Source organism: Citrobacter sp. wls826 (assembly GCF_005281245.1).
GTDB lineage: Bacteria > Pseudomonadota > Gammaproteobacteria > Enterobacterales > Enterobacteriaceae > Citrobacter > Citrobacter braakii.
This window is the reverse complement of sequence record NZ_SZWS01000032.1, coordinates 50,437-68,608: the sequence shown is the minus strand read 5'-3', so window position 1 is coordinate 68,608 and position 18,172 is coordinate 50,437. Positions and strand designations below refer to the sequence as shown.

17 protein-coding genes are annotated in these 18,172 nt (G+C 52.1%); 7 read left to right on the top strand and 10 right to left on the bottom strand.

Annotated features, from left to right (window positions below):
- Nucleotides 1–6 precede the first annotated feature (6 nt).
- The 7 genes from cdsA to rpsB all read right to left on the bottom strand — a co-directional run bounded on the left by cdsA (nucleotide 7) and on the right by rpsB (nucleotide 6,643).
- A complete protein-coding gene (gene cdsA / locus FDW87_RS08325) occupies nucleotides 7–864 on the bottom strand; it encodes a phosphatidate cytidylyltransferase (protein WP_016151762.1) in 858 nt (285 codons plus the stop codon).
- A 12-nt stretch (nucleotides 865–876) separates the two neighbouring features.
- The gene (gene ispU / locus FDW87_RS08320; RefSeq protein ID WP_003018543.1) at nucleotides 877–1,635 is read right to left on the bottom strand and encodes a (2E,6E)-farnesyl-diphosphate-specific ditrans,polycis-undecaprenyl-diphosphate synthase; all 759 of its coding nucleotides are present in this window, start codon (nucleotides 1,633–1,635) and stop codon (nucleotides 877–879) included.
- 312 nt (nucleotides 1,636–1,947) lie between these two features.
- On the bottom strand, nucleotides 1,948–3,144 hold the full coding sequence (ispC, locus tag FDW87_RS08315) for a 1-deoxy-D-xylulose-5-phosphate reductoisomerase (RefSeq protein WP_016155727.1): 1,197 nt from the start codon (nucleotides 3,142–3,144) through the stop codon (nucleotides 1,948–1,950).
- Between the two features lie 219 nt (nucleotides 3,145–3,363).
- On the bottom strand, nucleotides 3,364–3,921 hold the full coding sequence (gene frr / locus FDW87_RS08310; protein WP_016151760.1) for a ribosome recycling factor: 558 nt from the start codon (nucleotides 3,919–3,921) through the stop codon (nucleotides 3,364–3,366).
- Nucleotides 3,922–4,060: 139 nt separating this feature from the next.
- Nucleotides 4,061–4,786, bottom strand: coding sequence for a UMP kinase (gene pyrH / locus FDW87_RS08305; RefSeq protein ID WP_005132114.1), 726 nt, complete (start codon nucleotides 4,784–4,786; stop codon nucleotides 4,061–4,063).
- Nucleotides 4,787–4,931: 145 nt separating this feature from the next.
- Complete coding sequence (gene tsf / locus FDW87_RS08300) at nucleotides 4,932–5,783, bottom strand: translation elongation factor Ts (protein WP_016151759.1); 852 nt, start codon at nucleotides 5,781–5,783, stop codon at nucleotides 4,932–4,934.
- Between the two features lie 134 nt (nucleotides 5,784–5,917).
- Nucleotides 5,918–6,643 carry a 30S ribosomal protein S2 gene (rpsB, locus tag FDW87_RS08295; RefSeq protein ID WP_016151758.1) on the bottom strand — a complete coding sequence of 242 codons (726 nt, stop codon included), beginning with the start codon at nucleotides 6,641–6,643 and terminating at the stop codon, nucleotides 5,918–5,920.
- 449 nt (nucleotides 6,644–7,092) lie between these two features.
- On the opposite strand from rpsB, the gene map reads away from it, so the two are divergent.
- The 4 genes from map to FDW87_RS08275 all read left to right on the top strand — a co-directional run bounded on the left by map (nucleotide 7,093) and on the right by FDW87_RS08275 (nucleotide 12,026).
- Entirely contained in the window at nucleotides 7,093–7,887 is a 795-nt protein-coding gene (gene map, locus FDW87_RS08290) for a type I methionyl aminopeptidase (RefSeq protein ID WP_016151757.1), read from the top strand.
- A gap of 114 nt (nucleotides 7,888–8,001) precedes the next feature.
- Nucleotides 8,002–10,674, top strand: a complete 2,673-nt coding sequence (gene glnD / locus FDW87_RS08285; protein ID WP_016151756.1) for a bifunctional uridylyltransferase/uridylyl-removing protein GlnD — start codon at nucleotides 8,002–8,004, stop codon at nucleotides 10,672–10,674.
- Nucleotides 10,675–10,705: 31 nt separating this feature from the next.
- Nucleotides 10,706–11,530, top strand: coding sequence for a 2,3,4,5-tetrahydropyridine-2,6-dicarboxylate N-succinyltransferase (dapD, locus tag FDW87_RS08280; protein WP_003829186.1), 825 nt, complete (start codon nucleotides 10,706–10,708; stop codon nucleotides 11,528–11,530).
- Between the two features lie 109 nt (nucleotides 11,531–11,639).
- On the top strand, nucleotides 11,640–12,026 hold the full coding sequence (locus FDW87_RS08275) for a DUF3461 family protein (protein WP_003018562.1): 387 nt from the start codon (nucleotides 11,640–11,642) through the stop codon (nucleotides 12,024–12,026).
- 42 nt (nucleotides 12,027–12,068) lie between these two features.
- Here the strand turns inward: FDW87_RS08275 and cdaR are convergent, their stop codons facing one another.
- From cdaR to dgt, 3 genes are all read right to left on the bottom strand, one after another.
- Nucleotides 12,069–13,226, bottom strand: coding sequence for a DNA-binding transcriptional regulator CdaR (gene cdaR, locus FDW87_RS08270; protein ID WP_016151755.1), 1,158 nt, complete (start codon nucleotides 13,224–13,226; stop codon nucleotides 12,069–12,071).
- Nucleotides 13,227–13,374: 148 nt separating this feature from the next.
- A complete protein-coding gene (degP, locus tag FDW87_RS08265; protein ID WP_049269209.1) occupies nucleotides 13,375–14,808 on the bottom strand; it encodes a serine endoprotease DegP in 1,434 nt (477 codons plus the stop codon).
- 129 nt (nucleotides 14,809–14,937) lie between these two features.
- Entirely contained in the window at nucleotides 14,938–16,455 is a 1,518-nt protein-coding gene (gene dgt, locus FDW87_RS08260; RefSeq protein ID WP_016155724.1) for a dGTPase, read from the bottom strand.
- An 83-nt stretch (nucleotides 16,456–16,538) separates the two neighbouring features.
- Here dgt and mtnN point away from each other — a divergent pair, with 83 nt between their 5' ends.
- The 3 genes from mtnN to FDW87_RS22120 form a co-directional block, all read left to right on the top strand.
- A complete protein-coding gene (gene mtnN / locus FDW87_RS08255) occupies nucleotides 16,539–17,237 on the top strand; it encodes a 5'-methylthioadenosine/S-adenosylhomocysteine nucleosidase (RefSeq protein WP_016151752.1) in 699 nt (232 codons plus the stop codon).
- Entirely contained in the window at nucleotides 17,230–18,030 is an 801-nt protein-coding gene (gene btuF / locus FDW87_RS08250; RefSeq protein ID WP_016155723.1) for a vitamin B12 ABC transporter substrate-binding protein BtuF, read from the top strand. Before mtnN ends, btuF begins: the two co-directional genes overlap by 8 nt.
- 37 nt (nucleotides 18,031–18,067) lie before the next feature.
- Nucleotides 18,068–18,172 (top strand): TRIC cation channel family protein (locus FDW87_RS22120; RefSeq protein ID WP_252363080.1); only part of this gene is annotated, 105 nt, incomplete at its 3' end.

Genomic DNA, 18,172 nt, shown 5'->3' with positions numbered 1-18,172 from the left:
CATCCGTTAGAGCGTCCTGAATACCAGTAACAACAGGCAGGCAAAGACCGGTACCGCAGCCGTCAGGCTATCAATACGATCCAAAATACCGCCGTGTCCTGGTATTAAGTGACCACTGTCCTTAATACCTGCTTCACGCTTAAACATACTCTCGGTCAGATCACCCAGCACGGAGGCCAGGGCTGCAACGATGGAGCAAATAAGCAAGGTGACAGGCGCAACCTCAAGATTCGCCCACATGCCATAACCCCATGAGATCACGGCAGCAGTGGCGAGTCCGCCAATAAAACCCTGCCAGGTTTTACCAGGAGAAACCTTCGGCGCCAGCTTATGTTTGCCAAACAGCTTACCAAACATATAGGCACCCGAGTCCGCTCCCCAGACGAGGATCATGACATACAGCAGCCATAGCGCGCCACTATAATGATTCTCATCATAGTGCCATGCACGTAGCGCCAGCATTCCCCAAAAGAAAGGGACTATGGTTAACACGCCGAAAATTATGCGTAATGTTTTGGAATTACGCCAGACCGACGCAGAGCCGGGATAAAACAGCACCAGTAACAGCGCCACGACCCACCAGCCCAGCGACGCCCACAGCGATACTTCAACCAGCGGCTGATGAATATTGCGATGGTATTCCGGCAACAAAAATAGCATCAGTGCCAGCAATAGCCCGCACAAAACAGCCAGCCAGACTCGCTGCGTACGCGTGGTAAAACCGCTTAACTGTCCCCATTCCCAGGCGGCCAGCATACAGACGGCCAGCGTAACAATGGCGAACCCCACCGGCGGCAGCAAAAACAGCGCCGCGATGACAACGGGTATTAAAACAAAAGCAGAAATCAGGCGATACTTCAGCAAAAGCGACCCCCATCAGGCTTTTTCATCACCGGGCTCGGTGCCGCCGAAACGACGCTCACGATTAGCAAAGGCATGCAGCGCACCTTCAAAGTCTTGTTCATCGAAATCGGGCCAGAGAACATCCGTAAAGTAAAGTTCGGCATAGGCAATTTGCCACAACAGAAAATTACTAATTCGATGCTCTCCCCCAGTCCTTATCACTAAATCCACAGGAGCCAGTTCATGCATACAAATTTGCTGCCCCAGCATCTCTTCATCGATTTGCTCTGGACGCAGCAGACCATCCTGCACCTGTTGTGCCAGTTGTCTGACTCCCTGGACTATATCCCACCGTCCACCGTAATTCGCTGCAATATTTAGCGTCAACCCGGTATTCTGGGCAGTAATCGCTTCTGATTTGCGAATCCGTTCTTGCAAACGTGAGTTAAATCGACTGATATCCCCGATAATACGCAGACGTACGTTATGGCGGTGCAGGTTTTTCACTTCGCTATCAAGCGCCCACACAAACAGCTCCATTAACGCGCTCACTTCCTGCGCGGGTCGGTTCCAGTTCTCACTGCTAAAGGCATACAGCGTTAACGCATCAATACCGTTATTGGCAGCAAAAGAGACAGCCCGGCGGACGGACTTTGCTCCGGCCTTATGTCCAAAGGCGCGAATCTTCCCTTGCTTTTTCGCCCAGCGGCCATTGCCATCCATGATAATTGCTACATGGCGACAACCATGTGCTGGCAAATTTTCGCTTAATGGTTTAGTTGCAGACAACATAACGCGTTTTTAGTCCCTGAAAGGATTATACGGTACTCAGGAATACTGAAGCCTTTTGCGCTTCATCCTTCAGGCTGCTCCTTCGTTGGCTGTGATCTTCGCCCCAGTCACATACTCTTTGTATGCTCCAGGGGACTCATCCACTTGCCACCTTGATGCAACCTGAATGATTTTGTGCATCCACAAAAAAGCCGTGTCAAACCACGGCTTACCCGACCGAAAAAAAACAAATACCCGCGATCGAGTGGCGCAGACTATATCACTGAAGCCCAACGCTAACAAATAGCGCGATTCTCCGTGGAGGGATTATCATCAGCTTGAGCGTCGCATCACTTCTTTTCTGGCGACTTCCCGCGCGATAGCATCAACCTTCAGCACGTCATCAACGCTCTGTGGTTCCTGCAAATCCATCTTATCCAGTACGGATAAATTCAGGTCAGCAATATCGGTAAATCGGATCTGCTGCGCCAGGAATGCGGCAACGGTAATTTCATTCGCTGCGTTCAAAGCGGTCGTCGCCGCCTGCCCTTGCTCAAACGCGTCCATCGCCAGTTTCAGGCATGGATAACGCTGGTAATCAGGTGCGGAAAACGTCAACGCACTGAGCTTGCAAAAGTCGACAGGCTTAACGCCGGACGTCACTCGTTCTGGCCATGCCATCGTATGAGCAATAGGTGTACGCATATCAGGTTCCCCCAACTGCGCCAGAACGCTACCATCCTGATAACGCACCATCGAATGAATAACCGACTGCGGGTGAATCAGCACTTCCATCTGGCTTGCATTGGCATTAAATAACCAACGCGCTTCAATGTATTCCAGACCTTTATTCATCATGGTGGCTGAATCGACAGAGATTTTTCGTCCCATCGACCAATTCGGATGACGACATGCCTGATCGGGGGTCATAGAAACCAGATCGCGCAATGCCGTTTCACGGAAAGGGCCACCAGACCCGGTAAGCAAAACTGATATGACGCCATTTTGCTCAAGGTCAGCGTATCCCAGATTGTGTTGGATAGGTTGCGGTAAACTCTGAAAAATCGCGTTATGTTCGCTATCTACCGGCAAAAGCTGTGCTTTGTGGCGTTGCACGTCGTCCATAAACAGACGCCCGCAGGTCACCAGTGACTCTTTATTCGCCAGCAAAATGCTTTTGCCCGCACGGATTGCCGCCAGCGTCGGTAGCAAGCCCGCCGCGCCGACAATCGCCGCCATAACCTGATCAACATCATCCAGCGCAGCCATATCACAGGCCGCCTGCTGCCCGCTCATAACCTCAGTACGACTGCCCTGCTCCAGCAGAGCTGCTTTTACCAACGCAGCGCTTTTTTCATCGTCCATTACCGCATAGCGAGGAGAAAATTCCAGACATTGCTCAACCATACGGACGACATTTTTACCCGCCACCAACGCAGCAACACGAAATTTTTCCGGGTTATGGCGTACTACATCCAGCGTACTGCAACCAATGGAACCGGTTGATCCCAGGATGGTTAATTGCTTCATCAGACATCCAGAAGAATTTTACTCGTCATACTTCAAGTTGCATGTACGTTGGCTCTCCTCGTTCACCCCTGTCACGCACTGGTGTACGCTCCCGGGGATGCCCTGCGTCGCCGCCTTCCTGCAACTCGAATTATTTAGAGTATATAGACAGAAAAAAGCAAAACGCCGCCATCCAGCCTTCTCAGGCCTTCTAAGCGGCGTTTTTAGCGTACAGGCGAATCAGAACTGCATCAGTTCCGTTTCTTTCTCTGCCAGCGCCGCATCAACTTTCTTGATAGCTGCGTCAGTCAGTTTCTGTACGTCGTCCTGAGAACGGCGATCGTCATCTTCGCTGATCTCTTTTTCTTTCAACAACGCTTTCACTTTGTCGTTGGCATCGCGGCGTACGTTACGTACGGCAACGCGCGCGCCTTCAGCTTCGCCACGCACGATCTTGGTCAGATCTTTACGACGTTCTTCAGTCAGCGGCGGCAGCGGAACGCGGATGTCGGAACCCGCAGAACTTGGATTCAGACCGAGGTCGGAAGCCATAATTGCTTTCTCAACGGCTGGCCCCATAGAACGGTCAAACACGTTGATTTTCAGGGTACGGGAATCTTCAACCGTTACGCTTGCCAGCTGGCGCAGCGGGGTCGGTGTGCCGTAATATTCCACGACAATACCATCCAGCAGGCTAGGAGAAGCACGGCCCGTGCGAATTTTGCTGATTTGGTTTTTGAACGCTTCGACGCATTTGTCCATGCGTACTTCAGCATCTTTTCTGATATCGTTGATCACGTTACGAATCCTTGAAAGCTTATTTCAGTCAGACCATACCCACCACGCAAGATGTGACAAGTATAGTCTTGATTAATTTTGAGGGACGTATCCCGCGACATTAAAGCGGAATATTACCTGCATTTAGCCGCAACGGGAATTATTCCGTGATTAACGTGCCTTCTTTTTCACCCATAACAACACGGCGCAGCGCACCCGGTTTGTTCATGTTAAAGACACGAATCGGTAATTTGTGGTCACGAGCCAGCGTAAACGCCGCAAGATCCATCACTTTCAGCTCTTTATCCAGAACTTCAGCATAGGTCAACTGTTCGTACATAGTCGCCGTTGGATCTTTAGCCGGGTCAGCCGTAAATACGCCATCGACTTTGGTGGCTTTCAGTACCACATCCGCTTCAATTTCAATACCACGCAGGCAAGCCGCAGAGTCGGTAGTGAAGAACGGATTGCCAGTACCCGCAGACAAAATAACAACGCGGTTGTTACGCAGCAGGCTGATTGCTTCCGCCCAGCTGTAGTTATCACACACGCCATTCAGAGGAATTGCGGACATCAAGCGAGCGTTCACATAGGCGCGGTGAAGCGCATCGCGCATCGCCAGACCGTTCATGACGGTGGCTAACATGCCCATGTGGTCGCCCACAACGCGGTTCATCCCTGCTTTCGCCAGACCAGCGCCACGGAACAGGTTACCACCACCAATCACTACGCCAACCTGGATACCCAGCTCAACCAGCTCTTTGATTTCCTGAGCCATACGGTCAAGGATGCTTGCATCAATACCGAAGCCTTCTGAACCTTGCAGAGCTTCGCCACTTAACTTAAGCAGAATACGTTTGTAGACGGGTTTTGCATTGGTAGCCATGTTTCTTTCCTGAGACTGTCAACGAATGAGATGAATTAATTCCGGCGACATTGTATGTCGCTTTTCAGCATGACCACTATAGCGGTTCGCTGAATTTACAAGCCAGACACAAAAAGAAGCCGCCCTCAGGCGGCTCCTTTAAAAATTAAGACTGCTTGGACATCGCAGCAACTTCTGCTGCAAAGTCAGTCTCAACTTTCTCGATACCTTCACCCACTTCAAAGCGGATGAAGCCTGTTACATCAGCGTTGTGCTCTTTCAGCAGCTGACCAACAGATTTGCTCGGATCCATAACGAAAGGCTGACCAGTCAGAGAAACTTCGCCGGTGAATTTCTTCATACGGCCTTCAACCATTTTCTCTGCGATTTCTTTCGGCTTACCAGACTGCATCGCGATGTCCAGCTGAACCTGGTATTCTTTCTCTACCACTTCAGCAGAAACGTCTTCCGGCTTAACGAATTCTGGCTTGCTTGCAGCAACGTGCATTGCCAGCTGTTTAACCAGCTCTTCGTCAGCGCCAGTTGCAGCAACCAGAACACCGATACGAGCACCGTGCTGGTAGTTACCCAGAACTTCGCCTTCCAGGGAAGCAACGCGACGGATGTTGATGTTCTCACCGATTTTAGCAACCAGAGCAACACGTTCTTCTTCGAACTGCGCTTTCAGAACTTCAACGTCAGTGATTTTGCCAGCAACGGCAGCGTCCAGTACTTTGTCAGCAAATGCCTGGAAACCAGCATCTTTAGCAACGAAGTCAGTCTGGCAGTTAACTTCCAGAATGAAAGCGATGTTGCCGTCGATTTTGGTTTTGATTACGCCGTCAGCAGCAACGTTGCCTGCTTTTTTCGCCGCTTTGATTGCGCCGGACTTACGCATGTTTTCGATTGCCAGCTCGATGTCGCCATTAGCTTCAGTCAGTGCTTTTTTGCAATCCATCATGCCTGCGCCAGTACGCTCACGCAGCTCTTTTACCAGGGATGCGGTAATTTCAGCCATTCTAAAATCCTCGGAAGATTTGATCTGCCCGGCATGAAACCGCACAGATTTAAAAGTGAAAAAGGGGCCTAAAGGGCCCCTAACCAAACGTGATACTACCTGGTTTATAAGGGGGCTCGAACGAGCGTGCCTTATTATTCAGCTTCTACGAAGCTTTCTTCCGCCTGGGAAGCCAGATCCTGAGAACGGCCTTCACGAACGGTAGTAGCTACAGCGCCCAGGTACAGGGTCACAGCACGGATTGCGTCGTCGTTACCCGGGATAACGAAGTCAACACCGTCCGGATCAGAGTTGGTATCAACGATAGCAAATACTGGGATACCCAGGTTGTTTGCTTCTTTGATAGCAATGTGCTCGTGGTCAGCATCGATTACGAACAGAGCGTCCGGCAGACCGCCCATGTCTTTGATACCGCCCAGGCTGTTTTCCAGTTTCTCAAGCTCACGAGTACGCATCAGCGCTTCTTTCTTGGTCAGCTTTTCGAAAGTACCGTCCTGAGACTGAGTTTCCAGATCTTTCAGACGTTTGATGGACTGACGAACGGTTTTCCAGTTAGTCAGCATGCCGCCCAACCAGCGATGGTTCACGAAGAACTGGTCGCAGTTGTTAGCAGCTTCTTTCACCGCTTCGCTTGCAGCGCGTTTAGTACCAACGAAAAGGATTTTACCTTTACGAGCAGAGATCTTGTTCAGTTCAGCCAGAGCTTCGTTGAACATCGGTACAGTTTTCTCAAGGTTGATGATGTGAACTTTGTTACGCGCACCGAAGATGAACGGCTTCATTTTCGGGTTCCAGTAACGGGTCTGGTGACCGAAGTGAACACCAGCCTTGAGCATGTCGCGCATGGAAACAGTTGCCATGATTAAAACCTCTATATATAAAAGTTGGGGTTAAGCCTCCACGCATCCCATATTACCGACCCCAAAGGGCACCCCGGAATATGTGCCGATACGTGTGTGTTGTTACACAAAGTGAGATTTGTCGCTCCCGTCCATCGTGTGTAGTCTTCAAATGGATCGGAAGTCCGGCGCGCTTTATACCACAAATACGCTACCGACACCAATAATTGTTGGCGGTGCGTGCTGAATGAACGATGAATTTCGTGTTACAGGGAGGCAGCCAATTTTTGCATCTCCGGGAGCCTACATGCTGTAAGCGGCTGGAGTGAGCAAATACAGCCAACACACCTGTGGCACGAAAGGCGAAGTTCAGAATGATTCTCAATTTGGCAGCATGTATGCCGGACTGATACCATTAGCACCACTTAAACAATTATTGCCGATATCATCGGCACTGATGGACAGAATTCATGGCTATCTCAATCAAGACCCCTGAAGAAATCGAAAAAATGCGCGTCGCTGGCCGTCTGGCCGCCGATGTACTGGAAATGATCGAACCGTTTGTTAAGCCAGGCGTCAGCACCGGCGAACTGGATCGCATCTGTAATGACTACATCGTGAATGAGCAGCAGGCCATTTCCGCCTGCCTGGGCTATCACGGTTATCCGAAGTCCGTGTGCATCTCTATTAATGAAGTGGTGTGCCATGGGATCCCGGACGACGCCAAGCTCCTGAAAGACGGCGATATCGTCAACATCGACGTAACCGTGATTAAAGACGAGTTCCACGGTGATACCTCGAAAATGTTCATCGTCGGCAAACCAACCATTCTGGGCGAGCGTTTGTGCCGCGTCACGCAGGAAAGCCTGTATCTGGCGCTGCGGATGGTAAAACCAGGTATTCGCCTGCGCACGCTGGGCGCTGCGATTCAGAAATACGCGGAAGGCGAAGGCTTCTCTGTGGTCCGTGAATATTGCGGTCACGGCATCGGTCGCGGTTTCCATGAAGAGCCGCAGGTTCTGCACTACGATGCAGACGACGGCGGTGTGGTACTGCAGCCGGGCATGACCTTCACCGTAGAACCCATGTTGAATGCCGGTGATTACCGCATCCGCACCATGAAAGACGGGTGGACGGTGAAAACTAAAGATCGGAGCTTGTCTGCTCAGTACGAGCATACTATTGTGGTGACGGAAAAAGGCTGTGAAATTCTGACATTACGCAAGGATGACACCATCCCGGCGATCATCACACACGACGAATAATGTTTTGCCTGATGGCGATGCACCCGCATCTTATCAGGCCTACAAATTGTACTACTTCGTAGGCCGGGTAAGGCGTTCACGCCGTCATCCGGCTTTTTTAATGGGTGGCGCATAATGAATACTCTTCCTGAACAACACGCAAATACTGCCCTCCCCACCCTGCCAGGCCAACCGCAGAACCCCGGAACCTGGCCGCAGCACGATCTCAATTGCCCCGGCATTAAAGCGCATATCGACACTTTCCAGCACTGGTTAGGTGACGCGTTTGACAGCGGGATTTCCGCAGAGCAGCTGATTGAGGCCCGCACCGAATTTATTGACCAGTTACTGCAACGTCTGTGGATTGAAGCCGGTTTCGGTCAAATTGCCGACCTGGCGCTGGTTGCCGTTGGCGGTTACGGGCGCGGCGAACTGCATCCGCTTTCCGATATTGACCTGCTGATCCTGAGTCGTAAAAAGCTACCAGACGCGCAGGCCGAAAAAGTTGGCGAACTGTTAACGCTGCTATGGGACGTGAGGCTCGAGGTTGGGCACAGCGTGCGCACGCTGGAAGAGTGTCTGCTGGAAGGATTGTCAGATTTAACCGTCGCCACCAACCTGATTGAAACACGCCTGCTGATTGGTGATGTGGCGCTGTTTCTTGAGCTACAAAAGCATATTTTTAGCGAAGGTTTCTGGCCGTCCGATAAGTTTTACGCAGCCAAAGTTGAAGAGCAGAATCAGCGCCACCAGCGCTATCACGGCACCAGCTATAACCTGGAGCCGGATATCAAAAGTAGCCCCGGCGGCCTGCGCGATATTCATACCCTGCAATGGGTGGCCCGCCGCCATTTTGGCGCCACCTCACTGGATGAAATGGTCGGTTTCGGCTTTTTGACGCAGGCAGAACGTGCCGAGCTGAATGAATGTTTGCATATCCTGTGGCGCATTCGCTTTGCCCTGCATCTGGTCGTTAGTCGTTACGACAACCGTCTGCTGTTTGATCGTCAGCTCAGCGTGGCGCAACGCCTGAACTACGGCGGTGAAGGCAATGAGCCTATCGAGCGGATGATGAAAGACTATTTCCGCGTCACACGACGGGTCAGCGAACTGAACCACATGCTGTTGCAACTGTTCGACGAGGCGATCCTCGCCCTGCCCGCCGATGAAAAACCACGTCCGATTGATGACGACTTTCAACTGCGCGGCACGTTGATTGATCTGCGCGACGACGACCTGTTTATTCGCAAACCCGAAGCGATATTGCGGATGTTTTACATCATGGTGCGTAATAGCGCGATCAGCGGAATTTACTCCACTACGCTGCGCCATTTGCGTCATGCCCGCCGTCATTTAACGCAGCCGCTGTGCTACATCCCGGAAGCGCGTTCGCTGTTTCTCAGTATGTTGCGCCATCCGGGCGCGGTGAGTCGCGGCCTGCTGCCTATGCATCGCCACAGCGTGTTGTGGGCCTATATGCCGCAATGGTCGCATATTGTCGGCCAAATGCAGTTTGACCTGTTTCATGCATATACGGTGGATGAACACACCATTCGCGTAATGCTCAAGCTGGAAAGTTTTGCTAACGAAGAGACCCGTCAGCGCCATCCGCTGTGCGTGGATCTGTGGCCGCGTCTGCGACAGCCGGAGCTGATTCTGATTGCCGCGCTGTTCCACGATATCGCCAAAGGTCGCGGCGGCGATCACTCGGTTCTCGGCGCCCAGGATGTGCTCAAATTCGCCGAACTGCACGGTCTGAACTCCCGCGAAACGCAACTGATCGTGTGGCTGGTGCGCCAGCATTTGCTGATGTCGGTTACCGCTCAGCGCCGCGATATTCAGGATCCCGAAGTCATTAAGCAATTCGCCGAAGAGGTGCAAACGGAACATCGTCTGCGCTTTTTGGTGTGCCTGACCGTCGCAGATATTTGTGCCACCAACGAAACGCTGTGGAATAGCTGGAAGCAAAGCTTGCTGCGCGAGCTGTACTTCGCGACGGAAAAACAGTTACGGCGCGGGATGCAAAACACGCCGGATATGCGTGAGCGCGTACGCCATCATCAGCTTCAGGCGCTGGCGCTACTGCGCATGGACAACATTGATGAAGAAGCGCTACACCATATCTGGTCGCGCTGTCGCGCCAACTATTTCGTACGTCACAGCCCAAATCAGCTGGCCTGGCATGCACGTCATCTGCTGCAACACGATCTCAGCAAGCCGCTGATCCTGCTCAGCCCGCAGGCCACGCGAGGCGGGACGGAAATTTTCATCTGGAGCCCTGACCGCCCTTATCTGTTTGCTGCCGTCTGCGCCGAACTGGACAGGCGCAACCTTAGCGTCCACGATGCGCAGATTTTCACCACCCGCGATGGGATGGCGATGGATACGTTCATTGTGCTGGAACCAGACGGTAGCCCGCTGTCGTCAGACCGACACGAAGCGATCCGTTTTGGGCTTGAACAGGCGATCACCCAGCGTAGCTGGCAGCCGCCGCAACCGCGTCGCCAGCCGGCAAAATTACGTCACTTTACCGTCGATACCGAGGTCACTTTTCTGCCTACCCATACCGACCGAAAATCATTTCTTGAGCTTATCGCTCTCGACCAGCCAGGGCTGCTGGCGCGGGTCGGGCAGATTTTTGCCGATCTGGGAATTTCGCTGCATGGCGCCCGAATTACAACTATTGGCGAGCGAGTAGAAGATTTATTCATAATCGCCACCGCCGACCGGCGCGCCCTTAATAATGAGCTGCAGCAGGAAGTGCATCAACGGTTGACAGAGGCCCTCAATCCAAACGATAAAGGGTAATGTTTTTATTTATTATGGAAAGAGTTTAACAATGCAGCAGTTACAGAACGTTATTGAGTCCGCTTTCGAGCGCCGTGCCGACATTACTCCGGCAAATGTAGATACCGTAACCCGCGAAGCGGTGAATCAGGTTATTTCTTTACTGGATTCCGGTGCACTGCGCGTCGCAGAAAAGATTGAGGGTCAGTGGGTCACGCATCAGTGGCTGAAAAAGGCGGTCCTGCTCTCTTTCCGTATTAACGATAATCAGGTTATCGAGGGTGCGGAAAGCCGTTACTTCGATAAAGTGCCGATGAAATTCGCCAACTACGACGAAGCGCGCTTCCAGAAAGAAGGTTTCCGCGTGGTTCCGCCTGCGGCAGTGCGTCAGGGCGCGTTTATCGCCCGTAACACCGTGCTGATGCCGTCTTACGTGAACATCGGCGCTTATGTTGATGAAGGTACGATGGTTGATACCTGGGCGACCGTGGGTTCCTGTGCGCAAATCGGTAAGAACGTACACCTGTCCGGTGGCGTTGGTATCGGCGGCGTACTGGAACCGTTGCAGGCTAACCCGACCATCATCGAAGACAACTGCTTCATCGGCGCGCGCTCTGAAGTGGTTGAAGGCGTGATCGTCGAAGAAGGCTCCGTCATCTCTATGGGTGTGTATATCGGCCAGAGCACCCGTATTTACGATCGCGAAACCGGCGAAGTGCATTACGGCCGCGTTCCGGCGGGCTCCGTGGTCGTCTCCGGCAACCTGCCGTCGAAAGATGGCAAATACAGCCTGTACTGCGCGGTGATTGTGAAGAAAGTCGATGCCAAAACGCGTGGCAAAGTGGGAATCAACGAACTGTTACGCACCATCGACTAACAGCGATTTGAAAAAGCGGGCTTAGCCCGCTTTTTTTACATCTGCGAGTGGCATAAACAAGGCTTTTCGTTAATTATTCAATGGTTATAGTGAGCTTAAGGGTACCGCTATGTATGACAATCTGAAAAGTCTGGGCATTACTAATCCTGAAGAGATCGATCGTTACAGCCTGCGGCAAGAAGCCAACAACGATATCCTGAAAATCTATTTCCAGAAGGATAAAGGCGAGTTTTTTGCCAAGAGCGTGAAGTTCAAATATCCCCGTCAGCGTAAAACGGTTGTCGCCGATGGCGTCGGCCAGGGTTACAAAGAAGTGCAGGAGATCAGTCCCAACCTGCGCTACGTGATCGACGAACTGGATCAGATCTGCCAGCGAGATCGCAGCGAAGTCGATCTTAAACGCAAGATCCTCGATGATTTACGTCATCTGGAAAGCGTCGTGACCAACAAGATCAGCGAGATTGAAGCCGATCTGGAAAAACTGACGCGCAAATAAGTAGATTGTTGCCTGATAGCGCTACGCTTATCAGGCAATTAATCAATGCTGCTCATCCAGCTGCAACGCCACATACAGCAGCAGTCGATCGTCAAAATTCCCCAGATCCAGCCCGGTCAGCTCTGAAATACGGTTCAGGCGATACTCCAGCGTATTGCGGTGAATAAACAATGCTTTTGAGGTCGCCAGCGGCTGAACGTTATGTCGAAACCATGCCGATAATGTTCGACGCAGCAAACCGTTGTTATCCATCGCTTTCAGCCTTACCAGCGGGCGCGCCAGCTCATTGGCCTGCCAGCCGCCGCGCAGGCTGTCCAGCAGCACCGGCAGCATCAAGTCCTGATAGAAATAACTCCGGCTTTCCGGCATCCGCTGCTTGCCGACCATCATGGTGGTGCGCGCCGTACGATACGAACGGGCAATGCTGCCGGGCCCGGTAAAATAGTTGCCCAGGGACACGCGAAAACGCAGTTGTCCATTCTCTTTCATGCGGGCAATCAGTTGCTCAACGCGCTTGCGATGATCTTCAGCGTCCCAGCGGCCAAACTGATTGAGCGCTGGTTTCAGCACCACCATCTCGGTCAGAGAAACAATCGCAATCAGATTATTACGTTCGGGTGTAGTCAACGCGTTCTGCAATTGCTGTAGCTCCGCCATCGCACTATCAACGCCAAGCTGACCGCTGTCGACCTCCACTACCGCCACCACGCGCGGCTGGTTCAAATCAATGCCCAATCGCTGTGCCCATTCCATCAGCGCCGGGGTATTCTCTTCAGCCTGAATCAGGTTCATCACCAGCTCTTCACGCAGACGGCTATCCTGCGCTAACAGATGCATCAGACGCGACTGTTCCAGCATCATTTCGGCGGTCATGCACACCAGTTCTCCATACTTGCGCAGATGTTCCGGCTCGCCAGTAAGACCGATAACGCCAACGATTTCGCCTTCCAGACGCAGCGGCAGGTTTATCCCCTGACGCACTCCATGTAAATGCCGGGCTACCGCATCGTCAATATCGACCACCCGACCTTGCGAAAGCACCAGCAGCGCGCCTTCGTGCAATTCACCAATTCGTTCGCGATCGCCGCTGCCAATGATCCGCCCGCGGGCATCCATTACGTTGATATTGGTATCAATGATGCGCATGGTTCGCGCTACGATATCCTGCGCCATTTTGGTATCAAGATGCCAGCCAGCCATAAACCCCTCCTGTGAGCAGAGCTCAAGCATAGGGAAGATAATAAGCGGCGGCATTGTGCAACTGCACAAAGCGAGAGGGAGAAGTATGGAGTTGTGGGAAGTATCACAAAAAGAAACCCCTTCCTGTGCAGGAAGGGGTTTAGGGAGATTACTGCATCAACAGATAGATGGAGCTGTCACCACGCTGAATGTTCAGCGCCAGTACAGCCGGTTTGCTGTCGAGGATTTTGCGCAGTTCGGCGATATTTTTCACCGGCTGCTGGTTCGCACCGATAATCACATCCCCTTTCTTCAGGCCAATCCGTGCAGCCGGAGAATTCGCTTTCACCTCGCTGACCACGACCCCTTTGTCCTGGCCTTTGTTGCTCATATCAGCCCCTTCAATGCCTTTGAAGATAGAGCTGGAATCAACCTGAGTCTGGCTGCTCTGCTGCAGTTCCAGATTCACAGTGACCGGCTTACCGTCACGCAACAGGCCAAGGTTAATTTTGCTGCCTACCGGCATCGTACCCACCTGCGCACGCAGGGCGGCGAAGCTGCTGATCGGTTTACCGTTCAGGGAGGTAATCACATCCCCGGCTTTAATACCTGATTTCGCTGCGGAAGAGTTCGGCATCACCTGGCTGACAAATGCGCCACGCTGAGCATCAACTTTCATCGCTTTCGCCAGCTCAGAGCTCAGCTCGGTACCCATAATACCCAGCTCACCGCGTTTAACCTGACCAAACTCAACCATCTGCGACGTCAGGTTTTTCACCATGTTGCTCGGGATTGCAAAGCCGATACCGATGTTACCGCCGTCCGGCGCAAGGATCGCGGTGTTAATACCGATCAGCTCACCGTTCAGGTTAACCAGTGCGCCACCGGAGTTACCCCGGTTGATCGCGGCATCCGTCTGAATAAAGTTTTCGTAGTTTTCCGCGTTCAGGCCGCTACGGCCCAGCGCAGAAACAATACCGGAGGTCACGGTCTCACCGAGGCCAAACGGGTTACCAATTGCTACGGTATAATCACCCACACGCAGCGCGTCGGAATCTGCCAGCTTAATCGCCGTCAGGTTTTTCGGATCCTGAATTTGGATCAGCGCGATATCGGAGCGCGGATCTTTACCCACGATCTTCGCATCAAATTTACGGCCATCGCTCAACTGAACCTTAATCACCGTGGCGTTATCCACCACGTGGTTGTTGGTCACGACATACCCTTTCGCGGCATCAATAATTACGCCGGAACCCAGCGCCATAAATTTCTGCTGCTGGCCGCCGCCGTTGTCAGCGCCCGGCGCGCCGCCCTGGCAGAACGGTGAACTCTGGAACGGTGAACCGTCCTGGCAGAATGGTGAATTATCACCGAAGAACTGCTGGAAATTACGCGGCATACGCGGCGTATTTACCGTCGTGCTCCCCTCGACGTTAATACTTACCACCGATGGCATCACTTTTTCGAGCATCGGGGCCAGGCTTGGCATCTGTTGGGCGGTCATTGCTGAAGACGACGTCTCAGCCGCTGTGGCAGACAGGGGGGACAACGCCAAACCTAAACTCAGAGCCAGTGCACTCATTGCTAATGTGGTTTTTTTCATGTGTTTCGTTCTCGATTAACAGGTAACGCAAAATTGCTGTATACGTCAGAGTCGTTTTATAGCGCTAAGTTCCAGAATTGAGTTTAAGGAAAAAGTAAAATTTTATTGGCCGTCTTTACAAATGAGTATTTATTGTTCTACGGCCATCAAGCGACGATATTCATCCCAGGCATACAGATCGGTCATCCCGCTGATATAATCCTGAATCAGCCGGCAGCGATAATAATATTCCATTACCGAAAACTCAGCGCAACCCGTTGATATTTTACTAACCGCCTCGACATAAGCAAGACGATGGCGAGTAGACAACTTCTGAAATAATCGTGATTCGATAGGAAAACGTTTAACTCTTTCATTGTCGACCAGCTCAGTAAAATCTGACTGGGACATTTTTAATAAAGGCTGATAGATCTCCAGCAACCCACTGATCACCCGATACCCCTGCAATTCCAACTGCTCAACGTCCGGATGACTAAATACGTGTTTTACCGCCACATTTTTATAGACACCCAGCAACTGACTAAAGCTACTGGCATCTTCTAACAGGGCGTGATTAAAGCTGCCGTCAAAAACCTGCGGTAAATTATCAATAAACCGCTGGGCTGCATACGGCACCAGTTTATTCAGCGTATTGACGCGTAAATACATAAAGAACTGATCTTCCGTGCTCCGGCTTAATGTATTTGAACGTGATTTCTCCCAGGCATTCTCAACAACCTGGCTAAATAGAGAACCTTTTTCGTGATGCCCCCACGCCTCATGCAGATGGTGATAAAGTTGCTCGACGCTAAAGATTCTTTTCTCAACGGCATCTTCCAGGTCGGCCACGCAATAAGAGATATCATCGGCAGCTTCCATTATCCAGGTTAATGGAAAGCGACTGTAGGGCGCTAATGATAATTCTTTACGTAACCGTTCAATATACGGTTCTTCAGAAAGGTAATAGCCCGGTTTCTTCATTAAATAGTCATGCGTCGTAGGCGTACTTCCGCGCCACCACGCCGGACGGGTATATTTTAAAATACCACCAACCTGGGCCCAGGTAAGATTCATACGCATCAAAGTATGCACCAGACGAATCCCCTGGGCATTACCTTCAAAATGGCACAGGTCCTGACGCACCTTACGGCGAATATCATTCAGCGACTCTTCGCCTTCGCGCAAACGTAACGCCGCCACCAGGCAGCGGTCATCGCTGAGGGGCTGACTTTCCGCGTCGGCGGGATACAGCCGCTGGCGGAACCAGTCATTAATCGCCGCTTCACCAAAATGACCAAACGGCGGATTGCCAATGTCATGCATCAGGCACGACATTTCGACAATACTCTCAAACGGTCCCGTCAGTTCATCCAGACCATACTGCTCCAGCAGTTTTAGTTCTTTCAGTCGGCTGAGGATCTCTTTAGCGATATAGCGCCCAACTTGCTGAACTTCCATCGAGTGCGTCAGGCGCGTGCGCACCGCCGCGTTACGTTCCAGCGGAAAGACCTGGGTTTTTTGTTGCAGTCGGCGAATAGCCGGAGAATTGATAATACGTCCACGATCGCTTTCGAAAATACGCAGGATCTCATGCTCCGTCTTCACGCCCTGCGGCGAACGGTAACGACGATGCCAGTTTATTTTTTTTCGGAAATCGATCTGTACCATATCCTCTCCCGCCTGAGAAATGCGCTACCCCTTAAGCGCATGATAGACTATGCCCTCAAATCTGGCTTATCGCGAGTAAATCTATGAAAATCGGCATCATTGGTGCAATGGAAGAAGAAGTTACGCTGCTGCGTGACAAAATCGAAAACCGTCAGACTCTCTCTCTCGGCGGTTGTGAAATTTACACCGGCCAACTGAACGGTACAGAGGTTGCGCTACTGAAATCAGGTATCGGTAAAGTGGCGGCGGCGCTGGGCGCTACGCTGCTGCTTGAACGCTGCAAGCCGGATGCCATCATTAACACCGGTTCCGCGGGCGGCCTGGCCTCTACGCTGAAAGTCGGCGATATCGTGGTTTCTGACGAAGCGCGCTATCACGATGCCGACGTTACCGCCTTTGGCTATGAATTTGGTCAGTTACCGGGCTGCCCGGCTGGTTTTAAAGCCGATCCTGCGCTGATTGCTGCAGCAGAATCCTGCATTGCGCAACTCAATCTGAACGCCGTTCGCGGACTTATCGTCAGCGGCGATGCCTTCATTAATGGCTCCGTGGGTCTGGCTAAAATTAAGCATAACTTCCCGCAGGCCATTGCCGTTGAGATGGAAGCGACCGCGATTGCGCACGTTTGCCATAACTTCAATGTGCCGTTTGTCGTGGTTCGCGCCATCTCTGACGTCGCCGATCAGCAGTCCCATCTCAGCTTTGACGAGTTCCTGGTTGTTGCCGCGAAACAGTCAAGCCTGATGGTTGAAACGCTGGTACAGAAACTGGCGCATGGCTAAATTACTCTCCAGGGCGCTGGTCGCCCTGCTTTTCACTCTTCCGGCGTTCCTGTACGCCGCACCGCGTGTTGTGACGCTTTCTCCAGCCAATACCGAACTCGCCTTTGCCGCCGGCATTACACCCGTAGGCGTCAGTAGCTACTCAAACTACCCGCCAGCGGCCAAAAATATCGAGGAGGTTTCCACCTGGCAAGGTATGAACCTTGAACGCATTGTGGCGCTTAAACCGGATTTAGTCGTCGCCTGGCGCGGGGGAAATGCTGAGCGGCAGGTGAATCAACTGACCGCCCTGGGAATTAAGGTCATCTGGGTGGACGCCGTTACCATCGAGCAGGTCGCCGATGCGCTCCGCCAGCTGGCAGCGTGGAGCCCAAAGCCTGAGCAGGCTAAACAGGCGGCGCAAACCATGCTTGATGACTATGCTTTACTAAAATCTCGGTATGCCAACAAACCGAAAAAACGCGTGTTTCTCCAGTTTGGCGCAAATCCTCTGTTTACCAGTGGAAAAGGCTCCATTCAGCACGAAGTTCTTGAGGTATGCGGTGGAGAAAACATCTTTGCCGGCAGTCGGGTCCCCTGGCCGCAGGTTAGCCGTGAGCAGGTCCTGGCACGAGCGCCCCAGGCTATTGTTGCAACCGGAGGGCCAGGCGAAACTCTGAAAATTGAACAATACTGGGGAAACCAGCTAAAAATACCCATTATTACACTTAATAGTGACTGGTTCGAACGCGCGAGCCCGCGTATTATCCTCGCCGCAAAACAACTCTGTAATGCGCTTTCACAGATAAATTAGCGCCTGCCCCCACCAGGTCTGTTGTGAGGATTTAAAAATGCTCGTCTATTGGCTGGATATTGTCGGTACCGCGGTATTTGCTATCTCTGGCGTCTTACTGGCCGGAAAATTGCGAATGGACCCGTTTGGCGTCCTGGTACTC